Origin of the sequence: Sporofaciens sp. JLR.KK001 (assembly GCF_036941055.1) — a bacterium.
Taxonomy (GTDB): Bacteria; Bacillota; Clostridia; order Lachnospirales; family Lachnospiraceae; genus Sporofaciens.
Genome location: NZ_JAYMNO010000001.1, coordinates 702,523 through 728,210, shown reverse-complemented (window position 1 = coordinate 728,210; position 25,688 = coordinate 702,523). Strand labels below are relative to the sequence as shown.

At 50.0% G+C, this 25,688-nt stretch carries 23 protein-coding genes and 1 tRNA gene; 7 read left to right on the top strand and 17 right to left on the bottom strand.

Annotation, left to right across the window (positions count from 1 at the left end; genetic code table 11):
• Window positions 1–146: 146 nt before the first annotated feature.
• The 3 genes from VSQ62_RS03865 to iolG are packed head-to-tail and all read right to left on the bottom strand — an operon-like array spanning window position 147 to window position 2,230.
• Window positions 147–389, bottom strand: coding sequence for a hypothetical protein (locus tag VSQ62_RS03865; protein ID WP_334633319.1), 243 nt, complete (start codon window positions 387–389; stop codon window positions 147–149).
• Between the two features lie 43 nt (window positions 390–432).
• Window positions 433–1,221: a TIM barrel protein gene (locus VSQ62_RS03860; RefSeq protein ID WP_334633318.1), complete on the bottom strand. Its 789-nt coding sequence runs from the start codon at window positions 1,219–1,221 to the stop codon at window positions 433–435.
• Between the two features lies 1 nt (window position 1,222).
• Window positions 1,223–2,230 (bottom strand): inositol 2-dehydrogenase, encoded by a 1,008-nt coding sequence (iolG, locus tag VSQ62_RS03855; protein ID WP_334633317.1) that lies wholly within the window; start codon window positions 2,228–2,230, stop codon window positions 1,223–1,225.
• Between the two features lie 181 nt (window positions 2,231–2,411).
• Here iolG and VSQ62_RS03850 point away from each other — a divergent pair, with 181 nt between their 5' ends.
• Window positions 2,412–3,455, top strand: coding sequence for a LacI family DNA-binding transcriptional regulator (locus VSQ62_RS03850; protein WP_334633315.1), 1,044 nt, complete (start codon window positions 2,412–2,414; stop codon window positions 3,453–3,455).
• 108 nt (window positions 3,456–3,563) lie between these two features.
• On the opposite strand, the gene VSQ62_RS03845 is transcribed toward VSQ62_RS03850, so the two are convergent.
• The 3 genes from VSQ62_RS03845 to VSQ62_RS03835 all read right to left on the bottom strand — a co-directional run bounded on the left by VSQ62_RS03845 (window position 3,564) and on the right by VSQ62_RS03835 (window position 5,992).
• The gene (locus VSQ62_RS03845; RefSeq protein ID WP_334633314.1) at window positions 3,564–4,274 is read right to left on the bottom strand and encodes a GTP pyrophosphokinase; all 711 of its coding nucleotides are present in this window, start codon (window positions 4,272–4,274) and stop codon (window positions 3,564–3,566) included.
• Between the two features lie 99 nt (window positions 4,275–4,373).
• Window positions 4,374–4,898: a cob(I)yrinic acid a,c-diamide adenosyltransferase gene (locus VSQ62_RS03840; protein ID WP_334633312.1), complete on the bottom strand. Its 525-nt coding sequence runs from the start codon at window positions 4,896–4,898 to the stop codon at window positions 4,374–4,376.
• Window positions 4,899–4,927: 29 nt separating this feature from the next.
• On the bottom strand, window positions 4,928–5,992 hold the full coding sequence (locus tag VSQ62_RS03835) for a PTS sugar transporter subunit IIC (RefSeq protein WP_334633311.1): 1,065 nt from the start codon (window positions 5,990–5,992) through the stop codon (window positions 4,928–4,930).
• 220 nt (window positions 5,993–6,212) lie between these two features.
• Here VSQ62_RS03835 and VSQ62_RS03830 point away from each other — a divergent pair, with 220 nt between their 5' ends.
• The gene (locus tag VSQ62_RS03830) at window positions 6,213–6,476 is read left to right on the top strand and encodes a hypothetical protein (RefSeq protein ID WP_334633309.1); all 264 of its coding nucleotides are present in this window, start codon (window positions 6,213–6,215) and stop codon (window positions 6,474–6,476) included.
• 20 nt (window positions 6,477–6,496) lie between these two features.
• On the opposite strand, the gene VSQ62_RS03825 is transcribed toward VSQ62_RS03830, so the two are convergent.
• Genes VSQ62_RS03825 through VSQ62_RS03815 form a run of 3 tightly spaced genes read right to left on the bottom strand, consistent with a single transcriptional unit; the run spans window position 6,497 to window position 10,105 of the window.
• Window positions 6,497–7,909, bottom strand: a complete 1,413-nt coding sequence (locus tag VSQ62_RS03825; protein ID WP_334633307.1) for an ABC transporter permease — start codon at window positions 7,907–7,909, stop codon at window positions 6,497–6,499.
• Window positions 7,875–9,389, bottom strand: a complete 1,515-nt coding sequence (locus tag VSQ62_RS03820) for a COG1361 S-layer family protein (protein ID WP_334633305.1) — start codon at window positions 9,387–9,389, stop codon at window positions 7,875–7,877. Before VSQ62_RS03820 ends, VSQ62_RS03825 begins: the two co-directional genes overlap by 35 nt.
• Window positions 9,386–10,105 (bottom strand): ABC transporter ATP-binding protein, encoded by a 720-nt coding sequence (locus VSQ62_RS03815; protein WP_334633304.1) that lies wholly within the window; start codon window positions 10,103–10,105, stop codon window positions 9,386–9,388. Before VSQ62_RS03815 ends, VSQ62_RS03820 begins: the two co-directional genes overlap by 4 nt.
• A gap of 133 nt (window positions 10,106–10,238) precedes the next feature.
• Here VSQ62_RS03815 and VSQ62_RS03810 point away from each other — a divergent pair.
• Window positions 10,239–10,309, top strand: a tRNA-Gly gene (locus tag VSQ62_RS03810).
• Between the two features lie 106 nt (window positions 10,310–10,415).
• Here VSQ62_RS03810 and VSQ62_RS03805 read toward each other — a convergent pair.
• Window positions 10,416–10,721: a hypothetical protein gene (locus tag VSQ62_RS03805; RefSeq protein ID WP_334633303.1), complete on the bottom strand. Its 306-nt coding sequence runs from the start codon at window positions 10,719–10,721 to the stop codon at window positions 10,416–10,418.
• Window positions 10,722–10,733: 12 nt separating this feature from the next.
• A complete protein-coding gene (locus tag VSQ62_RS03800) occupies window positions 10,734–10,916 on the bottom strand; it encodes a hypothetical protein (protein WP_334633302.1) in 183 nt (60 codons plus the stop codon).
• A gap of 213 nt (window positions 10,917–11,129) precedes the next feature.
• Between VSQ62_RS03800 and VSQ62_RS03795 the strand changes: the two genes are divergently transcribed.
• From VSQ62_RS03795 to VSQ62_RS03785, 3 genes are all read left to right on the top strand, one after another.
• Window positions 11,130–11,861, top strand: a complete 732-nt coding sequence (locus VSQ62_RS03795) for a hypothetical protein (protein ID WP_334633301.1) — start codon at window positions 11,130–11,132, stop codon at window positions 11,859–11,861.
• A 79-nt stretch (window positions 11,862–11,940) separates the two neighbouring features.
• A complete protein-coding gene (locus VSQ62_RS03790; RefSeq protein ID WP_334633300.1) occupies window positions 11,941–13,626 on the top strand; it encodes a vWA domain-containing protein in 1,686 nt (561 codons plus the stop codon).
• A gap of 90 nt (window positions 13,627–13,716) precedes the next feature.
• On the top strand, window positions 13,717–14,859 hold the full coding sequence (locus tag VSQ62_RS03785) for a toxic anion resistance protein (RefSeq protein ID WP_334633298.1): 1,143 nt from the start codon (window positions 13,717–13,719) through the stop codon (window positions 14,857–14,859).
• Between the two features lie 6 nt (window positions 14,860–14,865).
• Here the strand turns inward: VSQ62_RS03785 and VSQ62_RS03780 are convergent, their stop codons facing one another.
• From VSQ62_RS03780 to VSQ62_RS03765, 4 genes are all read right to left on the bottom strand, one after another.
• The gene (locus VSQ62_RS03780) at window positions 14,866–16,059 is read right to left on the bottom strand and encodes a hypothetical protein (protein WP_334633297.1); all 1,194 of its coding nucleotides are present in this window, start codon (window positions 16,057–16,059) and stop codon (window positions 14,866–14,868) included.
• A gap of 23 nt (window positions 16,060–16,082) precedes the next feature.
• The gene (locus tag VSQ62_RS03775; RefSeq protein WP_334633295.1) at window positions 16,083–17,249 is read right to left on the bottom strand and encodes a M20 family metallopeptidase; all 1,167 of its coding nucleotides are present in this window, start codon (window positions 17,247–17,249) and stop codon (window positions 16,083–16,085) included.
• Between the two features lie 22 nt (window positions 17,250–17,271).
• Complete coding sequence (locus tag VSQ62_RS03770; protein WP_334633294.1) at window positions 17,272–18,621, bottom strand: amidohydrolase family protein; 1,350 nt, start codon at window positions 18,619–18,621, stop codon at window positions 17,272–17,274.
• A gap of 174 nt (window positions 18,622–18,795) precedes the next feature.
• Window positions 18,796–20,430: a PucR family transcriptional regulator gene (locus tag VSQ62_RS03765; protein WP_334633292.1), complete on the bottom strand. Its 1,635-nt coding sequence runs from the start codon at window positions 20,428–20,430 to the stop codon at window positions 18,796–18,798.
• Window positions 20,431–20,589: 159 nt separating this feature from the next.
• Between VSQ62_RS03765 and VSQ62_RS03760 the strand changes: the two genes are divergently transcribed.
• Window positions 20,590–22,281, top strand: a complete 1,692-nt coding sequence (locus tag VSQ62_RS03760) for a methyl-accepting chemotaxis protein (protein WP_334633290.1) — start codon at window positions 20,590–20,592, stop codon at window positions 22,279–22,281.
• 101 nt (window positions 22,282–22,382) lie between these two features.
• Here the strand turns inward: VSQ62_RS03760 and VSQ62_RS03755 are convergent, their stop codons facing one another.
• On the bottom strand, window positions 22,383–24,917 hold the full coding sequence (locus tag VSQ62_RS03755; RefSeq protein WP_334633288.1) for an FtsX-like permease family protein: 2,535 nt from the start codon (window positions 24,915–24,917) through the stop codon (window positions 22,383–22,385).
• Entirely contained in the window at window positions 24,910–25,599 is a 690-nt protein-coding gene (locus VSQ62_RS03750; RefSeq protein ID WP_334633286.1) for an ABC transporter ATP-binding protein, read from the bottom strand. Before VSQ62_RS03750 ends, VSQ62_RS03755 begins: the two co-directional genes overlap by 8 nt.
• Window positions 25,600–25,688 lie beyond the last annotated feature (89 nt).

Genomic DNA, 25,688 nt, shown 5'->3' with positions numbered 1-25,688 from the left:
AAATCATTGACCCGGGTATCAAATAGAGTTTCATAATATATCATTTTATATATTTGTTATATCTATAATTCAAGCGGACAAAGCTTTCTATATCCAAAAAACCACCGCGTATTCCCTGTACGCGGTGGTTATAAACAATATACTTTTTATATCTTCACTTCTCGATCATATGTTTTTTCCGATATCTCTGCAAATTCCCTCTCCGCCAGATCCGCCGTGATGGGCGATATCCCTGCATAGTCGGTATAAAATAACGTCATCAGAGAAGAGATCATCCCATATACTATGTTACATGCAGTATCTCCGCATCCATAAGCAATCCTTGTTCCGACAGATATCCTATCCGCAGCAGCTTCCTTTAATAGCTTAACGCCTCCTTTACCGGACAAAACGCAATGTACCGCACGCTCCGCCCAAGATCCCTCATGCGGATTAATAATGTTCCATGATCGCCTGCACCGCCTGCTTCGTACCCGCCGACGGGAACAACTCATACCCGACCAATCCGCGGTATCCGCATTCTTCGAGGTGGCGGATGACCTTCTTATAGTTAATCTCTCCGGTCCCCGGCTCATGGCGTCCCGGTGCATCCGCAACATGGATATGCCCGAACTGATCCCCATAGCTGCTGATCGTGTCACAGATACACCCCTCATTGATCTGCATGTGATATACATCATATAATAATTTCAGGCGGGGCGAACCGATCAGGCGGCAGATCTCGGCTCCTGTCTGTGTATATTTCAGGAAATTCCCCACATGGTCCGTCGTAACATTCAGCGCTTCTAAGTTCAGGTTGATTCCTTCCTGTTCTGCCAGCCTTGCACAAGCCAGCAGAGTATCGTACATGGAGCAAAGCTTCACGGTATCAGAGAGCTCATTGTATGCATTCACTACCACTCCGCCTTCTCCCAGTGCATTGGAATGAATCGTAACACTTCCGGCATTAACCGCCTTCGCCGCTTCGATGGATCTCTTAAGCTCTTCCAGATACTTCGTCTTATGCCCGGGATCTACCAGCGAATAATCCGCGTCTCCGTTAAATCCGCTGATCTTAATCCCCGCATCCTCGGCTGCCTCCCGTGTCTCTTTCAGGTCACGGATCCTCCAGTCCCAGAATTCCACTGCAGCAAATCCATCATTTTTCGCCGCCTGGAATCTCTCTCTCCACTCCAGCTCCGTATATAATGTATCGATGCATGCACATTTTCCCAGACTCATCTTATTCTACCTCCGCAATCTTCACTGGTCTTCCTTCTCTGGCTGATCTGGTTGCCGCAGCCGCCATAAGTACCGGATATAACCCGTCCATGCCTGTTACCGGCGTCTCCTTGTTATTCACTACCGCGTCTGCAAACGCCTGTATCTCAGATACAAACGCACCCGTATACCGGTCCCACATTACCGAATAAGTATTTGCATAGCTTGTATTCTCGGCGTCAGAGACAATCACCGTATTCGGGGTGTCATTCTCATTGCGGACACAGCCCTTAGATCCGAATACCTCTACCCTCTGATCATATCCATAGACTGCCTTACGGCTGTTATCGATCATTCCGATCGCTCCGCCTGCGAATTTCAGGGTAACGACCGCAGTATCCACATCACCGGCTTTGCCGATCTCGGGGTCTACCAGGACAGATCCTACAGCGTTCACCTCCACGACCTCGTCGCCGGCGAGGAAACGCGCCATATCAAAATCATGTATCATCATATCATAGAAAATTCCGCCGGATACCTTCACATAATCGATGCACGGCGGTTCCGGATCCCTGGAGCTGATTTTTATCATGTGCACGTCGCCGATCTTACCGGAACGGACTACATCATACACTCCTCTGTGGTTATGGTCAAACCGCCTGCAGAATCCGATCTGAAGCTTGACATTCGCCTCTTTCGCGGTATCAATGGCCTCATGAACCTTTTTAAGGTCATAATCTACAGGCTTCTCGCAGAATATGTGCTTTCCTGCTTTCGCCGCTTCAATGATATACTTCGAATGCGTGTCTGTAGATGAGCAGATGATCACCGCCTCGATCTCCTTATCCTGGAGAATTTCCTCAGCATCTTTTGTTACTTTTGTAACACCGCATTTCCTGACAAATTCTTCCGTCTCCGCATTCATAAATGGATCTGCTACGGTCTTGATCTCAACCTCCGGTACATACATAGATATATTTTTAATATGTACTTTCCCAATTCTCCCTGCTCCGATCACTCCTGCTTTCATGTTGATTTCCTCACTTTCTTTTTTGTTGTTTTTGCAACATCTCTGTGCTTTTGTAACAACATTGTACTCCCGCCGCTGCACATTGTCAACTCCTCTTTTCATGTTTGTTGTAATTGCACATGGAGTTATCCTATGATAAACTATTGTGTAGATTTAAGATTAAGGAATCGAGGAAAAGATAATGAAGAAACGTCCAACGATACAGGCTGTTGCCGACAAAGCGGGCGTATCCCGCGGCACCGTAGACCGTGTGCTGAACAATCGTGCGAATGTCAGCGCCAAAGTATATGAGAAGGTTATCAACGCGCTGGAAGAGACCGGATATCTCTCCCACAAGGAAATACATCTGCAGAACCTGCGAAAAAAAGCGGCCGAGCCTGACACACGGCTTGGTATGCTCCTGCCCAACTGGACAGGACATTTCAAGACTGAGATCCTGCGCGGTATTGAGGCCGCGCGCCGGGAGTTAGAAGACCTCAATGTCGAAATCTTTGTTGAAGAATGCCAGACAGACGTTCCGCAAGAGGCTCTTATACTGCTTGAACGTATGCTTGAGAAGGGCGCCCAGGGCATCGCGCTGTGCGCTCCCGACGTTCCCGCCGTCACAGATCGTATACTTGAATTGAACCGCCGGAAATTCCCTGTCATTACCTTTAACTCGGATCTTCCCAAATGCCAGAAGCTCTGTTTCGTCGGCCAGGATTACCGTCAAAGCGGAAGGATCGCTGCAGAATTGATCTGCAAGTGCATTCCCAGGGACGGCCATGTGCTGGCTGTAATCGGCAATCATGAATTCGAGGGGCACCGCACCCGGCTGAATGGTTTTCAGGAACGTTTTGCTGAATTGAATTTTTCCGAATCACAGCTGGACGTCATCGAATCCTATAATGACTACCAGATTACCTACCGCAAGGTTCTGGATTATCTCAGGGAGCATCCAAAGCTTCATGCCGTCTATATGGCAAACCGAAGCGTATCCGGATGTACGGAAGCTATAAAAGAGGCGGACCGCAAAGGCAGCGTGCGCGTGATCTGCCATGATTTTTCCCAGAGCACGAAGCTCCTGCTTAAGGATGGGAGCATTGATTTTACAATCACGCATGATCTCTTCCGCCAGGGCTACCTGCCGCTTATATTACTCCGCGGCTACCTCATGAAGAACCAGCTTCCAGATCCCAGAGAGAGTCAGCCGCAGATCTCCATCATCTGTTCGCAGAATATCTGACTATGGCGATCGCACGCAGTATGCTTCTTCATGCGGGAACACTCAGGCTGTCTTAAGGTCTTGTGATACAGGGAACCATGTTTCCTGTATCACAAAAAGGACCTGAGATCAACTCAGGCCCGACATCGCCACCCTGTTCAGATGGCTTACATCTTTTCTCTTCGTACTTAGTCTTAACTCTTCTTGTTCTCGCAGGCAATCTAAGATCGCCTCATTCAGCGACAGCATCTTCTCATCTAACGACGACACCATCTCTGCACATTCTCTTAATTCCCGGCTGATATACTCGGGAGCATTTCCTTCGAATTTATAATAGATCTTATGTTCAAGGCTTGCCCAGAAATCCATGGCAATGGTCCGTATCTGTATCTCTACCTTCGTATCTACCACGCTGTCCGACAAAAAGATCGGCACGGATACCAGCATATGATAGCTCTTATAGCCGCTTACCTTCGGGTTCCTGATATAGTCCTTAATCGATAAGACCTTCAAGTCGCTCTGGTTCCCGATCATCTCTCCCAATCGATATATGTCGGATGTGAAGGAGCAGATCAGCCTCACGCCGGCAATATCATTGACATATCTGACCATATTCTCAATGGATATCTCATAACCGTTCTTTCTTAACTTCTTTACAATACTTTCTGGCGTCTTTACTCTTGTCTTGATATGCTCGATCGGATTATACTTATGTACATGTTGGAATTCATCGTTCAATATCTCCAGCTTCGTTCCCACTTCCTTCAATGCTGAATTATACAGAAACATGATAGTCTTCCAACTGTCTACATCCTCATAATTCTTAATCGCATTCTCCATATAGTCTCTCTCCTCTCGTACCGAAGAGTTAATTCGTACTATATATCAGTATATCATATGATTCAGAGGATGTCATGAAATTCACATTTATTTAAGAAATCAGAATTCAATTCCTTTCCTCGCAGACCTTCCCAGATCAAACTGATGCTTCACCTTCCGCACCTCCGTGACATAGTCCGCCATCTCCAACAGATTATCCGGAAGACGGGGACCTGTCATCACGATCTCAAGGCCTCTCGGCTTATGCTGGATGAAGCTTATCAGCTTCTCCTCGCTTAAGACTTCCAGATTCAGCGCGCACAGCGCTTCATCCAGAATCAGCATATCAAAAGGCCCGCAGAACTTAATAATCTCGTCCAGCGCCTTGTTGTTGTAATGCCGGAATTCGATCCGTTCATCCCCGTTCATCTTGCTGACGAACTTCACAGGCTCTCTGCCCGGAAGGCAGGTCACACCCGGCAAAGCCTCCAGGATCTTACGTTCATTCGAAGAATTATCCTTCAAGAACTGGAAGAAGAGCACCTTAAGCCCGCTTCCTGCCGCTCTTACTGCAAGCCCCACCGCAGCGGTCGTCTTCCCCTTACCGTCACCGTAATATATATGTATCCTTCCCGTGCCGGTCATATTCTCTCCCCCTTTTTATCAAAACATTTCTACATATCCAGCTTCATATCTCCGAACTTGATCAGGCCCTTCCTGCGCATGAATTCTGATATCAGAAGCGTTACCGCCGCCGGAAGTATGATCTGGATCACCAGTATCTTAATAAGGACCGTCATTGCCGCCTCCGTCTGTACCATCGTCTGCCAGGTCATGATCTGCCCTACCAGTCCGGCAGTCCCCATTCCAGAACCGGTCGCATTGCTCGTCATATGCAGCGCCATCGTTCCGACCGGTCCCAGGATCGCACTGGACAGAATAGCCGGGAGCCAGATGATCGGCTTCCTTACAATATTCGGCACCTGGAGCATGGAGGTTCCGATCCCCTGAGCCAGTAAGCCTCCGATCTTATTCTCCCGGTAACTTGCCGCTGCGAATCCGACCATATTACAGCAGCAGCCAACCGTCGCCGCACCGGCCGCAAGACCGGACAGGTTCAGTATGATCCCAAGCGCAGCCGAACTGATCGGAAGAGTCAGGATCATTCCCATCAGCACAGATACTACAACACCCATGAGAAACGGCTGCTGCTCCGTCCCCCAGTTGATAAGCGCGCCGAGCCATGCCATGAAGCCAGAGATCGGCGGCCCAAGCAGAAGGCCTACAGCCGAGCCGGTCCCGATCGTAACGATGGGCGTCACCAGGATATCCACCTTCGTCTTCCCAGATACCAGATGTCCGAAGAATATCCCTACATATGCCGCGATAAATGCCCCTAACGGTTCTCCCGGTCCTGCATATATCACCGCTCCCTCCGACAGCAGCGCGCCCGCAAGCAGCTTGCTCGCAAACGCCCCGACCATACCTGACGTTGCCGCCGACACCGTCACCAGCGACGATTCCTTGAATCTATAAGCCACCGCAGTTCCGATTCCCGCTCCCGTCAGCGAAGCCGCCGCCTTGCCGATCACATAGATCATATCCCCGAACGTACCGCCGAGCAGCGTACCGATCTGCTGAATGATCGTCCCGATGATCAGCGTAGCAAAAAGCCCCTGCGCCATAGCGCTTAAGCCGTCAATAAATATCCTGTCCAATACCTTTCTTAACCTGTCCATTCTTCTCTCCTTTTCCATTTTACAACCATCGAAGACATCCTGCAATACTCTGAAAACATTTCACTGTAAACTTACAGGTGTCTTGTCACACGAGTTTACCATAACATGTATTCAAAGTCAAATTAAACTCAATTGAACTCAATTACCGACAAAACTCTTTACATCTTACAAAAAAACAGATATACTTTTAAACTACAGTTTATGGAAATGAGGTGCGATCATGTTTCGATTATGGGGAAAAGAATTCAAGGACAACAGATTAGTCCGGGATACCGTCATCTGTGATGATTCAGACGATACCCGGACTCATAAGGTCTTCCATGCGCTTGACGCCATATGCTATGAATTCGACCTGAGCAAACCGATCTGGCTAGATGCAACGATCGATGAATTCAAACGCCACGACAAGGCGCGTTTTACACAGGATAACTTCGTAGACTCCATTGATTTTGATTATCTGGAGATCCACGTTATTGAAGAATGAGCATATCCTCCTCCGCTCATCTATTCGTTGCGGATAGCCGCGAGCGGACTTAGCTTCATGGCACGCAGCGCCGGGAAATATCCGGCGACCACCCCCACAAGAATGGCGAATCCCATAGACAGCAATACCAGCCATATGGGAATATACGAGATCTCACTGCTAAGCCCCATAGAAGAGGCCCCGTTTTTGGTCAGGAAATTAATAGCCGCCGACATCAGGAAGCTCAGCACGTTGCCCGCCATACCTCCGATCAGGCCGATGAATGCCGCCTCCAGAAGAAACATCTGCTTGATGTTCTTCAGGCTGCATCCAAGCACCTTGATCACGCCGATCTCTTTGGTCCGTTCATAGATGGACATCATCATCGTATTCGCGATTCCGATCGCCGCAACGAACAGAGACACCGCGCCGATGCCGCCAAGCACTGCCTGGATAATAGCGAACTGGCTCTTCATACTGTTCAGATATTCCGCGTTAGTTTCAACGTTATAGCCCATCTCCCGAATTCTTGCCGAGACCGCTTCTACATTGTCTATATCGTCTACATTCACCTGAGCATATGAATAGCAGAATTCCTTATACGGCTTGCCTGATTTTGTGCTGGGCTGTCCCGGAATAACTCTCCCGGCGAACTCCTTCTTAAGAATCTGCCGCAGCGTATCCAGATCACAATAGATATAGTAATAATTCGCCGTATACTCATCCGGGCTTCCCTCTACGACGCCGCTGGCTTTCACCACATGCTTCTGCACGGTTCCTGATTTAGCCTGCTGTCCGCCGCCTTCATCCATGCCGCCCATATCCAATCCGCCGCCCATATTGTTATTGTAACCGTCCTGGTCAAGTATCAGGAATATTGAATCATTGGCAAAATCAATATCCGGCAGTTCTCCGGTCTCATAATATCCCTTTCCGGTTCCCTTTTCATAGAAGCTCGTCGCGATCCCGTTGCCGTATACCAATTCCAGGCTTCCGCTGTTCGGCGCCGGAAGCGTCCCGGTTGCCAACGGGATATTCTTGGCAGCAAGCCCCTCCGGCGTCATCGCCACCAACTGCCCGGAGCCCTCGTACCTGCCCTTCAGCATGTTGACCCACATCTCATATACAGGCGACGCGACGGTCACATGTTCAAGCTGGGCCAGCTCGCTGACTGCCTGATCATTAATATATTTCTTCGATTCCTCCTCTTCCCCCGACATAGAAGAAAAAGCGTACATGGAATCACCCGCGCCCGCGCCTGACACCTTGATACTGGTAAGCCCCCCGGACTGCTCTACCTCCTGGTAAAGCGACTCCTGAAGTCCAAGCCCCAGCGAGATCATAACGACGATGGATGCTGTTCCGATAATAACCCCAAGGACAGTCAAAAAGGTTCGAAGCTTCCGCCTCTTTAAATTGCTACCGCTCATCCTCAGAAGGTCTATCCAGCTCATCCAGCAACTCCTCCTCTTCATTCAGTCTCTTTCTTCTCTTTCTCTTCTTCATGACAACTACGATAATAATGATCACAATAACCGCAGCGGCGGCGATCGCAGCCGGTATCACCGGGAATCCCTGCGGCTCCTCCATCATCTCCATATCCGCCGGCATCATCATATCGCTCTCCATTGCTTCCATGACCTCTAACTGCAATTCCTTCTCAGCCACAGAGATCTTCCCGGACTCATCCTCATAACTCAGCGTCATCTTCACATTCGCCGGACCTCCGGTCGCCTGGGCTCCTTCCAGCATAGCGTCAATGGAAGCCGTCGCCCCCGACTCAACATTCCCTATGAATACCTCTTCCTTCTCAATGCATGCTCCTTCAAATGTTGCCTTAACATTATAGAGCTTGATCCTCCCCATGTTATACAGATTACACATGACATTGGCTTCATCTCCCACCGAGATGCTGACCGGGCTGATCTCAAAATCACTGAATTCAAATCTTGCGTCCTGCTTCACCGGAATGGACAGGCTGGAAGACGCATCTACCGGGGTTCCGTTGGCGCCTTCGTATTTCATACTCAGATCGACGCTGTAAGGCTTCTGCAGCAGATCTGCCTTGGCGTTAAGCTGAATGGAGATATCCGCCGTACCATTCGCCTTGATTCCTTCCATATAGATAGAACTGGAACCGGACACGGGAAGAAATGCAGGCGCCACCGTCTGTGCATCGCTTCCTTCTGTCGGTGCACTCAGGTCGAACAGCATGTTGCTGACCTTCGTAGTCTTTGACGTGTTCTTCAGATGAATGATCAGGTTAAAATTACTTCCTGCGCGCACTTCCGCCGGATCAGTGTTAAACCCGGTAACGATCACCCTGGGAACAGACCCTGAATCTGCGCTTCCTCCGCCGCCGGATACGTCTCCGTTGCTAAACCCGCCGGCATCCGCCGACATCATGTCTCCGCTGATATCTCCTAACGATAGATTTCCCCCGGTAATCTGATCTAAGTCGATCAGTTGATCTCCCGGGTTATCCGCCGGCTTCGCCGTTGTATTGACATAGAACTTCTGGGAAGCGGCCGGTTCCGCACTGTCTTCCGTATATACATCAAACTGCAGCGTATGCCTCGAAGTCGCAACATCCTCACGCTGCTCGAAAACAAAGGTAACCGGTACGGACTCTCCCGCCGGAATCTCCTCTATCCTCTGCGCATAGTTCTGGTATTCCGTCTTAAACGGCCACTCGTCATTAGTGTCTCCAAGCCTGGGCGCGATCACTGCGTTGCTTAACGGCACATTAGAACCATTATGTACGATCAGGGTCCACTCCTGCGCGCCTTCCGTAGTAAATGTAGGCGCCTTGTTCCCATCGGATGTGACCGTGACCGACCCGGACGGCGCCGCCATGATCGTGACCGATCCCACCATCCCGGCCATAAGCGCGGCCACGCATAATCCCATCAGCAGCTTCTTTACTAGTTTCATCTTCTTTTGCCCTCCTCAATCGCTATCTTCCGGTTATCTTCAATCTTAAGAATCTTCCCGTCCCGGATATGGAAGACTCTGTCGGCATAGGTTGCCAGATGCGCATCGTGAGTTACCATCACCAGAGTCTTCCTCTGTTCTCTCACTACCTGCTGCATCAGTCTCATGACCTCTTCTGATGTGTGGGAATCCAAATTCCCTGTCGGCTCGTCTGCAAATATGATCTTCGGATCTACCACCAGGGCTCTTGCAACACCTACTCTCTGCTGCTGTCCGCCCGACATCTGGTTCGGCAGATGCTTCTTGTGCTTCTTAAGCTTCACCAGCTCCAGCATCTTATCCGCCTTGCGCATCCGTATATCCCTTGGGACTCCCCGAAAACTTAAGGGCAGCGCCACATTCTCCAGCGCATTCATGGTTCCCAGCAGATGAAAGGACTGGAAGATAAATCCTACATTCTCCCGCCGGAACCGAACTAATTGCTCCTCCGTCAGATTCTCAATATGCTGCCCCGCGATCACGACATTTCCCTTCGTTGGCTTCTCAAGTCCTGCAAGCATGTTCAAGAGTGTCGACTTACCGGAGCCGGAGGTCCCAACGATCGCACAGAACTCCCCTTCATATATCGCGAATCCGACTCCGTTCAGTGCCCGCACGACTTCATCGCCCACACGGTATAGCTTATACAGATCCTTTACTTCTATTACTTTGTCCATCCGCACTCCTCCCATTTTCTATTCTACCATTATAGAACAATAATCCAAACTTTTTCGATAGAAATTATGAATTTTTTCTTAACTTTACAAAATGATTGCATTTCTTCATAAAATGTATTATAATACTTTACATGCAGATATAGTTCATCGGTAGAATGCTAGCTTCCCAAGCTGGAGAGGCGGGTTCGATTCCCGTTATCTGCTTACCAAAGACCGGAAATGTTGCAGGATCAACGTTTTCGGTCTTTTTGATACTGATATGGTACTATTTTCTTTAAACATCACCCCCGGCGCTCTGCAGGCGGCCGGATCATGATCCCCTTCCCAATTCCTCATCGAATCCATCCAGCACTTCCCGTTCTGCTTTGCTCATCCATGTTGTTTGGAACGATCCTGCGCTTACATGACGGCACAGGAAGAATGGTACATTGACAATATAATAAGAAAATATTTTATTCTTGTTATTACGATACGCAGCAATAGAAGATAAGCGCCCCTGCTCTGGTAAAGTAAGGCGCTTATTTTTATAACACTTATTTTGCCGGCGGTCAGGCTTCATCTGACTAACGGCTCCCTTGTTAAGTATATTATAGCCATTCTCTTCAAAATATGTCAAATATTAGAACACCTACAATGTTATATCCTCAACATTCACCCCCAGAGAAGATAGCTTTGCCGTAGTCACTTTAATGAGATATTCAAGAACTTCATTCTTATGTCCTTCATTAGCCTTTTTAATTTGCTGCAAATCAGTATATCTGTCAATAGTTGTTGTAATTAACTCCTTATCAGTCATTTCTAATACCTCCATGTTTTCACCGCCTTTTAATTGTTAACCATCATATGTTGTATTAATTATATCGGATTATATAGATATTTTCAATGTCTTTCTACGACTTGTCAGATTATAAAATGTGTCGTATAATAATTTTAAGAAACGAAACATTTTTCTACAAAAACAGACATTTAGGAGCTGCAGAAAAATAGACGATCAGATCCTTATGTCCAGGCAGGAGGAGATGTATTGAAAAAATTATTGAAACTGATCGCTGTCAATCTATGTATTGCAGTTACCGCCGTAGTCCTGTATTCGCCGGGTCTTGTAGCATTGCGGCTGTCGGACTACAGTATATTCCGGGCAGGAATGTCCATCATAGCAGCTCTTGTATTGACCGCGCTCTTCTTCCTGTCTAATATCGCCCTGTTAAAAGGCCCGAATCAAAAACCAGTTATGCTGGAAGATGTTCCCGACCTGGAAAAAGCGAAGAACATCCTGAAGGATCACTGCGGCGGCAGATATTTCGGCAGCATGGCTAAGACTGCTTCCGATCAGCTTGACCGCATTATAAAATGCAGGCGCCGGCTATCCGGCATTCTGGAGCAGAAGTTCACCAGGGGTTCTATGAGCTTTGACAAGTTCGACAGCGTGGCAGCCGCAGCGGAAGTCTCCGCCATCAAGAATGTGGTTGCAATGGCGAACCGCATGCGTCTCTTTGACGAGAAGGAATACGCAAGGCTCAAGCACTACCGGGAAGACGATATTCCCGACGATATCCAGGAAGAACAGCTTCGGCTGTACCAGAAGAATTTTGACAATGTCAGATCAACGATCGCCCTCAACGAGAAGATCCTTCTCAAACTGGACGCACTGGCAATGGAGATCTCTTCTCTGACTTCCGGGGATGACGCAAACCTGAACCATGAACTGATCCATGAGATCGAGAAGCTGATCGATGAAACCAAATATTATCAATGAGATCGAGAAACTGATCGATAAAACAAAGAATTATCAATAAGAGGTGAGACACTCACCGACCGTAACGGAGGAACAGCCTATGAATAAGAAAATTGCTGGAATTATGGTTGTCGTAGTCATTCTTGTATGCGCCGCAGTCTTCGGCGGTATCTACGTGACGCGCAACATCGGCAAATCCGAGAAAGTGATTTCCAAAGAAAGCGCCGAAAAACGTCTAACCAGGATGGTAGACAAGATCAACCCCTCAAACGGCACCCCGATCAAGTCGCCGATCGAATACGATTCGGCAGAGGACGAAGCTTCGGAGCTGCCGGATATCGATACCTGCCCGGTTCAGGTCAAAGCCGATACCGGTCTGTACGCCGAGATCTATTCTTCCCCGGAGAAGGCCGGAACCGGGACAGACGGATGGCTCTGCGAGATGGCGGAAGAATTCAACCAGGAGGGATACCAGGTAGGCGGACAGAAGATCTCCGTTCAGATCCGCAATGTCAACAGCGGACAGGCCCTTGACTACATTGCCACCGGCAAAGCCGTTCCCGAGGGATTCGCACCTTCCAGCATGCTCTGGGTAGATATGCTGAACTCCAAAGGCACCGCCACGGAGACTGTCGCCGACAGTCTGGTGGGTAATGTTGCCGGAATCCTTCTCTCCGACAAAACCTACGATCAGATCGTAGAAAAATACGGAAGCGTAGATCTAAAAGCAATTACAGAAGCAACCGAAGCCGGAGAGTTCGCGATGGGCTACACCAACCCCTTTGCCAGCAGTGCAGGGCTTAACTTCCTGATCTGCACCCTGGAGCGATACGATCTTGACAACCCGCTGTCCGAGACGGCAACAGCCGGTTTCCAGAAGTTCCAGAAGAACGTGCCGTTCGTTGCTCTGACAACCATGCAGATGCGCTCCGCCGCCGAGAACGGTTCCCTGGATGGATTCATCATGGAATATCAATCGTATATGAACGATACCATGCTGTCTAAGAACTACAAATTCACCCCTTACGGCTACCGGCATGATAATCCGCTGGTAAGTATCGACTCTGCCAGCCCGGAACAAAAAGAGATCCTGAAGCTTTTTGCAGAATACTGCGCTGACAGCAAGGCTGTAAAACGTGCTGAAGAATACGGTTTCAACGGAATGCCTGATTATAAGTGTGAATATGAACCTGTTTCCGGCGATATCCTGACAGCCGCACAGAAATTATATAAGACGAACAAGGACACCGGACGTCCGGTGATCGGCGTATTCGTAACGGATGTTTCCGGCAGTATGGACGGCGAACCGCTGATCGCTCTTCAGACTTCTCTGATCAACAGTATGAAATATATCAATCCTGATAATTACATCGGACTTGTAAGCTATTCAGACGACGTGACGATCGAAGTACCGATCGGCCAGTTTAACTTAGAACAGCAGACGTATTTCAAAGGAAGCGTAGAAAATCTATTCGCCTCCGGCGGAACCGCCACCTTCGACGCGATCTGCGTTGCACTGGATATGATCCGGGGGATGACGGACGAATATCCCGATGCCAAACCGATGCTGTTCGTCCTAAGCGACGGGGAAACCAATGTCGGTTATAACCTGAACGATGTCCGGGATATCTTAAACGGATTGAAGATACCGGTATATACCATCGGTTACAACGCCGACCTGTCGGCACTTCAGAGCATCAGCTCCGTGAATGAGGCCGCAAGCATCGACGCATCCACCGACGACGTCGTATACCAGCTTAAGACACTATTTAACGCAAGCATGTAACTCCAGTGTACTGTCTGCATCATATTCAGGCAGCACACTAGTACAGCTTGTCCGAACTGTCACAATTCATGAATATAAGGAGTAAGATATATGAGCGGATTTACACTGGATTTACCGAATACCGAAGAAATCAAAAAAGAAGTAGCAGCAGAACTTGCGCCGACCAGCGAAGTGAAGACTGTAATTGCCGGCGCCGTCAAAGACAAAGCCGACCAGATCATGGGCGTGGACCTCGACTCTCTCGCCGAGCGCAGAGAATTCGTCCAGGTAGTAGAGACATTCGGCTCTGATATCGTCAGACAATCTCAGGCCAAAAACAGTATCCTCCAAAAACGTATGGGAGAATTCGGCAAAGCCGGCGGAGAATCCGGCGAAGTGGCAAAAGGGCTGGAAGAGCTGTCTGTCAAGATGAGGGATCTTGACCCGTCTGGCCTTGATTTTACCAAGACAGGCGTGCTTGGTAAGGTCTTCAATCCGATCCGCCGGTATTTTGAACGGTTTAAGACCGCCGACGCCGAGATCGCCGGCATTGTAAAAACATTAGAAAAGGGGCGGAATACGCTTAAGAACGACAACACCACCCTGGAGATCGAACAGGCCGCCATGCGTGACCTGACAAAGCAATTGACACAGAAGATCGAACTCGGAACACAGCTTGACAGCTATCTTGCCAACGCTGTTGAGAACGCCAAGGTCTCCGGCGAATCAGAAGAACGTATCAAGTTCGTAGAAGAAGAGATCATCTTCCCGCTCAGACAGCGGCTAATGGATTTCCAGCAATTACTGGTGGTAAACCAACAGGGAATCATCGCTATGGAAGTAATCCGCAAGAATAACCTGGAACTGATCCGCGCGGTCGACCGCGCACAGACTGTAACGGTTGCCGCACTCCGTGTGGCTGTCACGGTAGCCGGCGCGCTGTATAATCAGAAGATCGTCCTTGAGAAGGTGCAGATACTCAACGAGACGACGAACAATATGATCAGCGCGACTTCAAGAATGTTAAAAGAACAGGGCACTGCAATCCAGAGAGAAGCCGTAGAAGCAAGCATTTCCCCAGACACCTTAAAACAGGCGTTTGCAGATACCCTGTCTGCCCTTGACGATATCAGCACCTATAAGGCAAAGGCGCTGCCACAGATGGCCCAGACGATCCAAGACTTCCGCATGATCGCGGACGAAGGCGAACGCCAGCTTACGAATATGGAGAAGGGACGTAATCTGGGATTTTAGTCAATTCTAAAACCAGGGCAGCGCCCCCATCACCACCGCCGTAATGACGGTACAGACCGTCATCGACGTAACATTCGCCACCGTTCCGTGCACGCCCTCCGGCAGCTTCTCCGAGAAATACTGCGCCACGGGGCCGCCTATAATGCCGCCAAGCACTCCTGCGAACAGGGCAACCGGAACGGTCGCTCCAAAGAACAGCACACACGCCGGTCCTACGCTTACTACCGGCACATAGGTCGCATACCATCCTCCGTCTACAAACTTATCTACATAGAGAAATACTCCGACCGCCGCACCCACGAACTGAGACAGCAGGATCGCCGGAACAGCGCCCGAGCCGTATGCTCCGTGTGTCCCGCAGATGATCGTGTTGATTGACACACCCGCCAGTAAGAAGATCGACGCGACTTCATTTCCATAAAAGGGCGCTTCTGAGAAATCCGCCAGAACTCTTCTGATGAACCAGGACGTACTGTACACATCTTCATTGACGCTCCCGCTTCTGTGCGGCTTTATCTCGGCCTTCTTCACAAATGGAAGAACCTTGCATACCATACAGACTATGATCCCGGTAACCGCCATTGCCGACACATTCGCCACAACTCCGGGAAGGTTCAGCGGCGTAACGATGGCGTTCCCGATCCAGACCGCCGTCGGCGCACAGATCAAGCCTCCAAGGACCGAAGCCGTAAGCAGCGCAGATACGCTTGGCCCGTACAGCAGCATGACTGCCGGGGGCGCGCCTACTACCGTGATAAACGTATTCAGCCATGTCACCTGCGGATCCGCGAATCCTTCGATGTACCGGAACACGAAGAGCGCCAGCGCAAGAGAAAGCACCTGGGACGCCAGTACCCACGGGAACATGGTGCTGCTCCCGTAACAGATATCAAATCCGGCAAACCTGGAATTCTTAAGCGCCAGTATCCACGCCGCAAAGCCTCCGAGAATCAGGCCAATTCCTGCAAATACACTCGCATAGAACTGCGCCTCCGTAAAATTCATAAAAAACCACGCCATCTGCTTCGGGAAAGAATTCAGGATTCCGTCGATCAGATGATTATAGTCCAACGTCTGATTCGATCCGCTAAGAGCCGGCAGGCCAAAATAAAACACAAAACCAATTACAATACACACCGCAAATCCGGCAGCAGATCCCGCCGACCGTCCCCTGCTATGTGTTTTTCCCGTCTCATTCATCTCTATCCTCCTCGTATTTACCATTAGTAATAATGCTCCATGATGTATCTGCTGTACAACTCGGTATACCTCCCAACGCTTGAAAGAGAAATATGCTCATTGACACAATGCGCCATCGCATCATCTCCCGGACCTGCTATGACAAAGGGAATCTGTCTTCCGGTCATCATCTGCGAAGCGTCTGTATAGAAATACAACCCCTTTGGTTCTGTGGAAATTCCGGCACGTTCTGCCTCCTCCATGATACACCGTACAAACGGACTGTCCTCCGGCGTCTCAAGGGCCGGTCTGTTGTTCAGAACCTCTGTCTCCATATGTACTGCCGGATCCATATCCATGATCTCCTCGCAGATCTCCCCTGCCCTGCGTATGATCTCATCATGGGATGTCCCGGGAACCGTGCGTATATCCAGTTCGATCTCGGCACTGGACGGAATAATGTTCGTCATGATCCCCCCGTGGAATCTTGTGACGGACACCGTGTTATGCCCCAGGATGGCATGGCTCTCCTTCCCTTCCACCGCTCTTTTAAGCTTCTCCACGAAACATATTCCATACTCTACCGCATTTACCCCAAGCTCCGGCCGCGACGCATGGGAGGACCGGCCGCGAACGGCTGTTTGCAGCCATAACGCCCCCTTCTCACAGATACCTATCTTCTCATCGGAAGGCTCGCAGATGACAACCTCCTCCACCTGGTCCAGATATTTCTCTTCTACGATGGCACAGATTCCCGTCCCCCTGCTCTCTTCGTCCGCGGTAAAGCAGAAATATACCGGCTTTGAAGGCTTCTTCCCGCTGCGTACGATCTGCCTCAGAGTCAGGATCATCGCGGCGACGCCGCCCTTCATATCGGCGGCTCCGCGTCCGTACAAGATATCCCCTTTTACCTCTGCCTGATGCGGCGGATAGGCCCAGCCGTCCTGCTCGCTGCAAGCCACCGTATCCAGATGCCCGATCAGCGCCAATCCGCCTTCCCCGATCTCCCCTTCCACCTTCACGACCAGAGATGCTCTCCGGGCCGTGTGCTCAAGCTTATGGAACTCAAGCCCGGAAGGAAGCATCTCCATGATCAGGCCGGCAATCTCCCCTTCATTACCCTCCGGCTGGCAGGTATCCACCCTCACCAGCCTTTCTAACACTTCCCGACACTCTTCTATCGTTGGTCTGTATCCCGCTTCCTCTCTCAATTCTCTTCCTCCAATACATCGCCTACTTATATGAGAACATCACAAGCTCCCCGACTCCGGTCTTCCTGACCATGCCAAACTTGCTGACCCATCCGCCGGCTCCACAGTTTCTTCTTACCGCACGGTTCTCAAACGACACGATCTCCCCATTTACAATCGTGTAGGTAGCAAGCTTGTCCGCCTCGTCGACGATGGTCACATTCGCCAGAGCGCCCGCGCCAAGATGTCCTGTCTTCTCTGTCCACCAGTTGTTCGCCGTTCTCCTGGCGATCAGTCCGGCCGGATTGCAAGTCATGGCTGCGACGGACTGACTAAGCGTCAGCACGCCCATATCCGAAAGTTCAAGAATCGCCGGAATGTTATCCCTCGTATCGCCGAATCCCTTCATCGTCGCCTGATTCTGCCCGTCGGAAATCAATATATTGACCTTACCGGAGCTTAAGGCATCGTATGCCAGTTTCTGGGACTGGGCCGGAAGCTTAAGGCCTTCCCTGCTTCCATGTCCCGCACGCAGCATGGTAGTTACGAATTCCGCCGTGATATTCTCTCCGTCAACCAGATCAATAACTCTTCTCATTCCTTCCGCCGCATCCATATGAGTGCCGCATCCCGCCGCCGTCGCATGGGCCAGGTGAAGCGGGCGCCCTTTTGACAAGCTTACCAGCCGCTCTGCGTGATCCGGATCCTGCGTATGCGACATATAGATCAGATTAGCTTTAGATGTGATCTCGAAGATCTTCTCAATATTCTCATCCGGCATGATAAAATGTCCCATATGATCCTTGATCCCTACCGTCAGCGGAGCCGTGGTAATGGTGATCCCGTTACGGCTCATCTTCACAGACAGTGTATCCGCATCCATCTCGCCTCTGAACATCTTGATCAATTCTTCCACCGATAACCGTGTTCCAAGGACATTGACCGCCCCGAGATAGACGCCAAGGTTGATCGGCACACCATGGTCCACCTCTGCCCCCAGCAAAGACGGCGCCATAAATGTATTGCCTGCCCCCGGTGATAACCCCATCGTCACACCGTCCTCTGCCGCACAGAAGATCGGGTTCGTACTCACCTCAAACAGATCTCCCAAGTGAAGATGCATATCGATCAGACCCGGTATGACCAATAACCCCTCACAGTCAATGATCCTGTCTCCGCTCTCAGCCTGAATATCATCTCCTACCTGACAGACCACTCCATTGCCGATCAGGATATCCGTTACCGTATCGACCTGATTCTTTGGATCCACCACATGTCCTCCCTTAAGAATCAGGCGGCCGCTTACAGCGATGTCCCCAATCGTATCCTTCATCACATTCCCCTTTACCGCCGCCATTACGCCGTCCATAAATCCGACCTTGTTCTTGTACATATTCGTACCTCCTTATCGAACCAGTGCATTAAACTACCGTTACATATCCAGTTCATTATATCAGCGCCGGTCTATAATATCATCATCTATATGGTACTAGACTTCCGCCTTTTTATTGTCCTGTAAGTACAATCTCTCCCTGATTAGGACCCGCACGGCCAGGAGCTCGGATCTCTATGAAAGAGCACGGATCTGGTACAGCTTCAGCGCAAGCTCCAGGTTCAGCCTTTGTTCCTGTTCCTGAAGATTCATTTCCAATATCTGGCAGATCTTCCGGTAACGGTATTTCATCGAATTATAATGGATATACAGCTTCTCAGACGCCTCTTTTAGATTCCATCCGCAAGCTGCCAGAACCATCGCCGTTTCCAGAAGCTCCGTGTGGTGCTGCAGATCATACGCCTCGATCCTCTGGACATACAGATGCTGGAACTCTTTGGCCTCCTCACTGGCACTGACCAATGACAGCAGCTTATACACCCCCAGCTCGTCGTAGACCGATATCACATCTTCCCGCAGCATGTTCCTTGAGATGACGACCGACTTCTTCGCCTCCTCCCAGCTGTCATGGATCTGCGCGATATCCTTCTTGTAATTGCCTACGCCGATTGTCGCCGTAAATGCCGATGCACGCTGAATCTCTTCCTTCACTTCCCCAAAAACATTCTTGATCCTCTCCATGAATCTGCTTCTCTTACCACAAGTCTCTGAGATCACAAATGCGATCTGGTCACTCATCCTGCTGTACACATATTGCGGAAATTCCTTCTTAACGATCCGCTTACTGATATTCAAGATCCGCCTCATGATCTCGTCAAGCCTGCGGATCCTCTCCCTGTCAAGCTCCTGCAGGTATTGCTCCTTAAAACGGTCAATATCAACGACGACTGCAATGCCTCCAAAATGAAAATCCCAGTTGTAGATCCTGCCGCGGTTGATGATCTCCTCCTTTGATTTGATATTCCCCGTCAGAATATCCTGGACAAATTGCTCCCTGTACTCTGTCTCTATCTGCGCCGTCGCCATCTGCTTCTGGATCTTAAGCGTCAGGATGATCCCTGCCTGTTCGATCGCGATCTGGTAATAGTCCTGAAAGAACTCATCAAAGCCCTCAAGCCGCTCTCCTAAGATAATATGCCCATACTCCTCTTCATTGATGTGCATCCTGTAAAAATCATATCCTTCTGTCCGCTCCTTCCTATTGCCCGCGTCCACATCCCACTGTTTCCACTCCTGACAGATACTGCTGTCCTCATCCGTCTCCGACGCAAAATACACTTTGGAAAAACGCGGATCTATAAATGCCGTCTCCCTGTGAATGTGCTTTCTTAAGAATGCAAGGATCGCCGGTATCTCTTCATCCTTGAGCACCATCCTGGTAAACGCCTCATGAATGCTCTCGGAGTAAAGCAATTTCCTCGCCTGCTTATCTACAACCTCCCACAGCACGGGATTGATCACATCTGTAAATGCGAATTCATAAGGAATCGATACGATCGGGAAATCCAACTCATCTGCCGCCTCAAGGGCATCCGCCGGAAAATCATGGATAAAGCGGTCGAACTTGACGCCCAGGGCCGCCGCGCCGCCCTTATCCAGGTTGATGATCAGCGACCGGATGTACTCCGGGCGGTCCTTCACCGCATATCCCGTGGTGATCAGGAATTCTCCGCCTTTCATCCACTTGTATATATCCGGGGCGTCCATCACACTGACAGTCCCCACCTCTCTGTCTATCCCGCCTTCCCCGGCAACCACACGGAAATTCCGGAACACCGGCATGGACAATATCTCTCTAAGCTTGATCACTGCTATTCCCCTCTTTCAAAAAGACTCCGCTTTAATAATACCTGATTCTATATTATGTGTACAGCTTAAGATTTTGCTTTTTTCTGCCGATATATGTACAAAGTTTCGTTTTAATGTCACATACATAAGAAGCTACAAAATTGAAAGGAGACATTTGACATGATAAAGCGAATTCAAAATCTTAAGATCAGTTTCAAGCTCTACATTCTTGTAGGCGTTGCGCTGATCGGTATGCTCATCATCGGAGGCATGTCTTTTAATCTGATGGGAAAACTAAATGAAAAGACCAGCGATATCTCAACAAGCTGGCTTCCAAGCGTAGATACGGGAAGGGCTATGACCGCTACGCTCTCCAATATCAGACTCAATGAACTCGGCTATCTCACAGCCATTTCCGACGAAATAGAGCAATTAAGCCTCAAATACGTCGAAAGCGAGAAATCCAAGATGGACTCGCTTCTTACCAAATACGAAAGCCTGATCGATCAGGAAGAAAAACCGTATTACGAGAATGCCTTGAACCTCTGGACGCAGTACAGCCAGGCGGACGACAAACTGATGGCGCTGGCAAAACAGGGCAACACTGATGAAGCCCGTTCTATCTTAGAAGGAGAATGTGTAGAGCTTTATAATTCTCTGAACACCGCTTTCAGCGACATCGTTACATACAACCAGAACGGCAGCGAGGAAGAAACAGTTTCCAGTGAAAGACTTTACCGGAACGCCCTCATCTTCCAGGCCGGTATTATCATAGTTATTATTATTATCGGGGTCTTTTTCTCATTCGTGATCATCCGGGGAATCAAGTTCCCGATCTTCGAGATCGAAAAGGCAGCTTCCCGAATGGCTCAGGGCGATCTAGATATAGATATCTCCTACACTTCCAAGGATGAACTTGGTGTTCTGTCCGACCAGGTACGTGAACTGATCCGCAAGCTCCAGATGATCATCGACGACGAGAACAAGTTCCTGGCCCAGATGGCTTCCGGTGATTTTACGGTGGACTCCACCTGCGAGACAGAATACACCGGCGGTTTTAAGCCTCTTTTGATCTCATTCCGGGCGATCGCAGAGAAGCTCAACCACACGATCCTGCAGATCAGCGAGAGTTCGGCTCAGGTTGCAAGCGGTTCCGACCAGGTATCCAGCGGAGCCCAGGCTCTTTCCCAGGGAGCCACCGAGCAGGCCAGCTCCGTTGAAGAGCTTGCCGCTACTATCAATGAGATATCCGAGAAGGTAAAGCAGAACGCGGAGAATGCGCGGCAGGCTAATCACATGGCAGGAGTTGTCGGAAGCGAGATGCAGACGAGCAATCAGAAGATGCAGGAAATGATGCAGGCTATGAACAATATCAGCAATTGTTCCGATGAGATCGGAAAGATCATCAAAACTATCGAGGATATCGCATTCCAGACCAATATCCTTGCGCTGAATGCCGCAGTAGAAGCGGCGCGTGCCGGAACTGCCGGCAAGGGCTTCGCAGTAGTGGCCGATGAAGTGCGCAATCTGGCAGGCAAGAGTGCGGAAGCCTCCAAGAATACTTCTGTTCTGATCGAGAATTCCTTAAGAGCAGTAGAGAACGGAACCCTGATCGCCGATGAGACCGCGCAATCCTTACTCCAGACCGTAAAAGGAGTCGAGGAGGTTGCCAATATCATCAGCCAGATCTCCGAGGCCAGCAACAACCAGGCCGAGGCTATTTCCCAGATCACCATGGGAATCGACCAGATCTCCAGCGTAGTGCAGACCAATTCCGCAACCGCACAGGAGAGCGCGGCAGCCAGCGAAGAGCTGTCAAGCCAGTCCCAGCTTATGAAGGATCTGGTAGGAAGATTCCGGCTGAGGGGATAAGCTATACTTCGCCTTATCAAATATATACTAAAGAAGAATCCCGCAGGAATCAGGCGGCTTAATGCAATGATACGCCAGATTCCCAGACGGGATTCTCTGTTCTAAAAGGACGCCGTCTTAATATAATCCACGATCCCTTTCCTCTCGATATCGCGGTAGGCCGCCGCCGGCACGCTGACACAGATCAGAAGCGAGATCACTGCTGCGCACGCACAAGGTACCGCTGGTATCACAAAGCCTGTTCCTGCATAGTTCATTGACTGATAGATCTTGTAAGTTACCGCCGTCCCCGCAATTCCCGTGATCACCCAGGCCCCGCCTGCATACAGAAGTCCCTCAAGAATCAGCATCTTCTTCACCTGTCTGCCCGTCATTCCGATACTCTCAAGCACAGCAATCTCCACACGCCTGCTCCGGATATTTCCGACAAATGTATTGACATAATTCATAATTCCGATCAGCGCAAGGATCAGCGCGATTGCGATCCCGATCTCCATCATATTGCCCTGTGCCTTCTCTACTTCTCTCTTCATCTCAATTCTGGATTCATAGGAATAATCCTTGCCGTGAGGGCCTGCATCCAGTACGGAAAGGATTGCGGCTTCTGTCTTCGCGTCATACTCTTCCTGGTATCGGATACCTATCTTATATATGATCGGTTCATCTGCAAATTCCTTCACCACATTTTCACTGACAATGATAGTCGGGGGATATCCCAGCAGCGCCGTATAGTCGTTCACATCAACCAAGCCTCCGATATCAAAGGTCCGCGTATGTGCCCTGTCTCCGTACGCCGCACAGGTGACGGATTTCCCTGTCACATCACTGTTCTTAAGCTCCAGGCCGTTACGGTACAGCAGACAGGTCTTGCCGCTAAGGAATTCTGCTTCATCCACCGGCTCCTCGGACGCCGCATTCAACGCTTCAAAATCAGCCTTACTGATCCCTACCAGCGATGATCCGAAGTTCTCCGGGAACTCCTTATATTCTTCCACCTCGTCTTCATAGGGGATGTTCATCCAGGTCTCGTAGAATTCCCGCATCCACATATCGGCAAATTCAGGCTCCCAGGGCACGGTGATCTCTGCGTAACAAAGAGGCGCCGTCTCGGACACTCCTTCGACAGCATCTAATCTGTCAAGCATCGTCTGATCGAAGATCTGGACACGCTTCTCCTGCTCCTCCTTCCTCATCGTACCGTTTTTCACCACCATATCAAAATCCCGGAAATTATAATTATACTCTCTCCTTGCCTGCGAATTCAGAATCGTCGTTATACACAGGAACACCGACATTCCCGCCGCCAGAGATAACATCACGATCCCCGCCTTCCTCTTATCCTTCGTAATCTGCTCTTTCGCCATGCGCCAGATCCTCGCGGACGGGCTTACAAGCCTCTTCCTTTCAAGGTGTCTGCTGCCGCCAGGCCATCCTCTCCTTTTCACATCCGCCGACGGCCGAAATCCTAACGCTTCCATCGGAGAACACATGACCGCGGTCTTCGCCGGTTTTCCGCCGGCAATACAGACGGTTATTCCCGTCAGCAACAAGGTCAGCAATAAGATCAGCGGGTGGAATGACACCGCAATCTCTCCGCCCTTACCCATACGGATTCCCAATGACTTTACCACGGACGGAACTACAAGAAATGATACACCGCTTCCCAAGAGCACGCCGCCCGCCAAACCAATTCCCCCGATCAGGAACATCTGCCTTCTGATCAGCCCGCAGATCTGCCGCCCCGTCATCCCTATCGTCTGCAGCAGTCCATAATAACGGATATTTCCCGCTACCGACAGATACATGATATTGTAGATCAGAAGATACGCACACAGACAGGTTACCAGCGCAAGCCCTGCAATCCCGGTTAAAATCTGTATGGAGAACGCAGAATCAGCCGTAAAAAATAATCTCTGCTGCTTGCCCAGTTTCATGGAATCTATGAATGTATCCTGCTCCTTCTGAGAGATCAATGGCTGCCGGAAATCGATCAGAAATCTTCCGGAAGCTACATCTGCCGGATCCAACCCCGTCTGCTCATAGAATTTCTCCGACACATAGAAAGCGCTTTTTTCTCCGAAGCCTTCCCAGATTCCCGATATCCGGAAGGTCTTCTCACATTTGACAGCCCCGGCTCCATAGACAGCCGTGAACGTATCGCCCACGTTCAGTCCATGGAATCCGCATTTTTCCAGGGCATATTCTGTCACCATGACCTCGTCCTCTTCCACCGGATAACGCCCCTCTACCCGTTCCCTCGCCGGAGCCATAATCTCATTCCAACAGGCCTCATCCGCCCATATGAGCATCACCTCCGGAGTATTGTCATATTCCGTCTCATCAATATAGCCTGACAAGGCATGCACCCCAAATCTCAGGATATCCGGGTTCTCCCTGCATGTACTTAGCTGCTCATCCGTCACACCGTACATGATCGCATCATATTCCCCGCCGCCCAAGCGGATATTCTGCAGTCTCTGCATCTTGAAATACGTCATCCCCACCGTAAATACACTGAACAGCATAAAGGCTGACAACAGAACCGCCAGGATCATCGTCGCACTCTGCCGCCGGCTGCTCTTAAGCGACCGTCCCGCCATCCGGTTTAAAACCTGTGTATTGTTATTCTTAAGCATGAAGACCACGCCCCTTTCTGATCTTCCCGTCCTCAATGCACACGATCCGGTCTGCCATCTGGGCGATATCCTGATCATGGGTGATCAGAACGACCGTCTGCTGAAACTGCTTCGCCGCCGCCTTCAATAATCCCAATACATCATGGCCTGACGCCGTATCCAGGTTCCCGGTAGGCTCATCCGCAAGGATAATGGCGGGCTTCGACGCAAGCGCTCTTGCAATGGCCGCTCTCTGCTGCTGACCGCCGGACAGATTACCCGGAAATGCTTCCCCCTTCTCCGTAAGCTTCAGCACATCCAGAATCTCTTCCACGAATTCCCAGTCCACCCTCTTTCCGTCCAACTCTATGGGAAGAACCACATTCTCATAGATATTCAGATCCGGCACCAGATTATAATTCTGGAATATGAATCCCACCTTCCTTCTCCTGAATACCGCAAGTTCCTCCTTCGTCATGCCGGACAGGTCTCTCCCCGCCACATATACGTCGCCTTCCGTAGGCGTATCCAGACCGCCCACCATATGAAGAAGCGTACTCTTGCCGCTTCCCGACCTTCCGATGATCGCAACGAATTCTTGTTCTCTGACCGTAAAATCCACACCGTCCAATGCCTTGACCACATTGTCGCCCAGCCTGTAATATTTTTTTAACCCTCTTGTCTCTACCATATTTGACTCCATGTTTTTGCTCCTTTCTGCAAAAAAAATAGTACCATATCCAGCCTGTCACCTGCTATCTGCTGAACATAGTACCATCTTATCAGACAAAA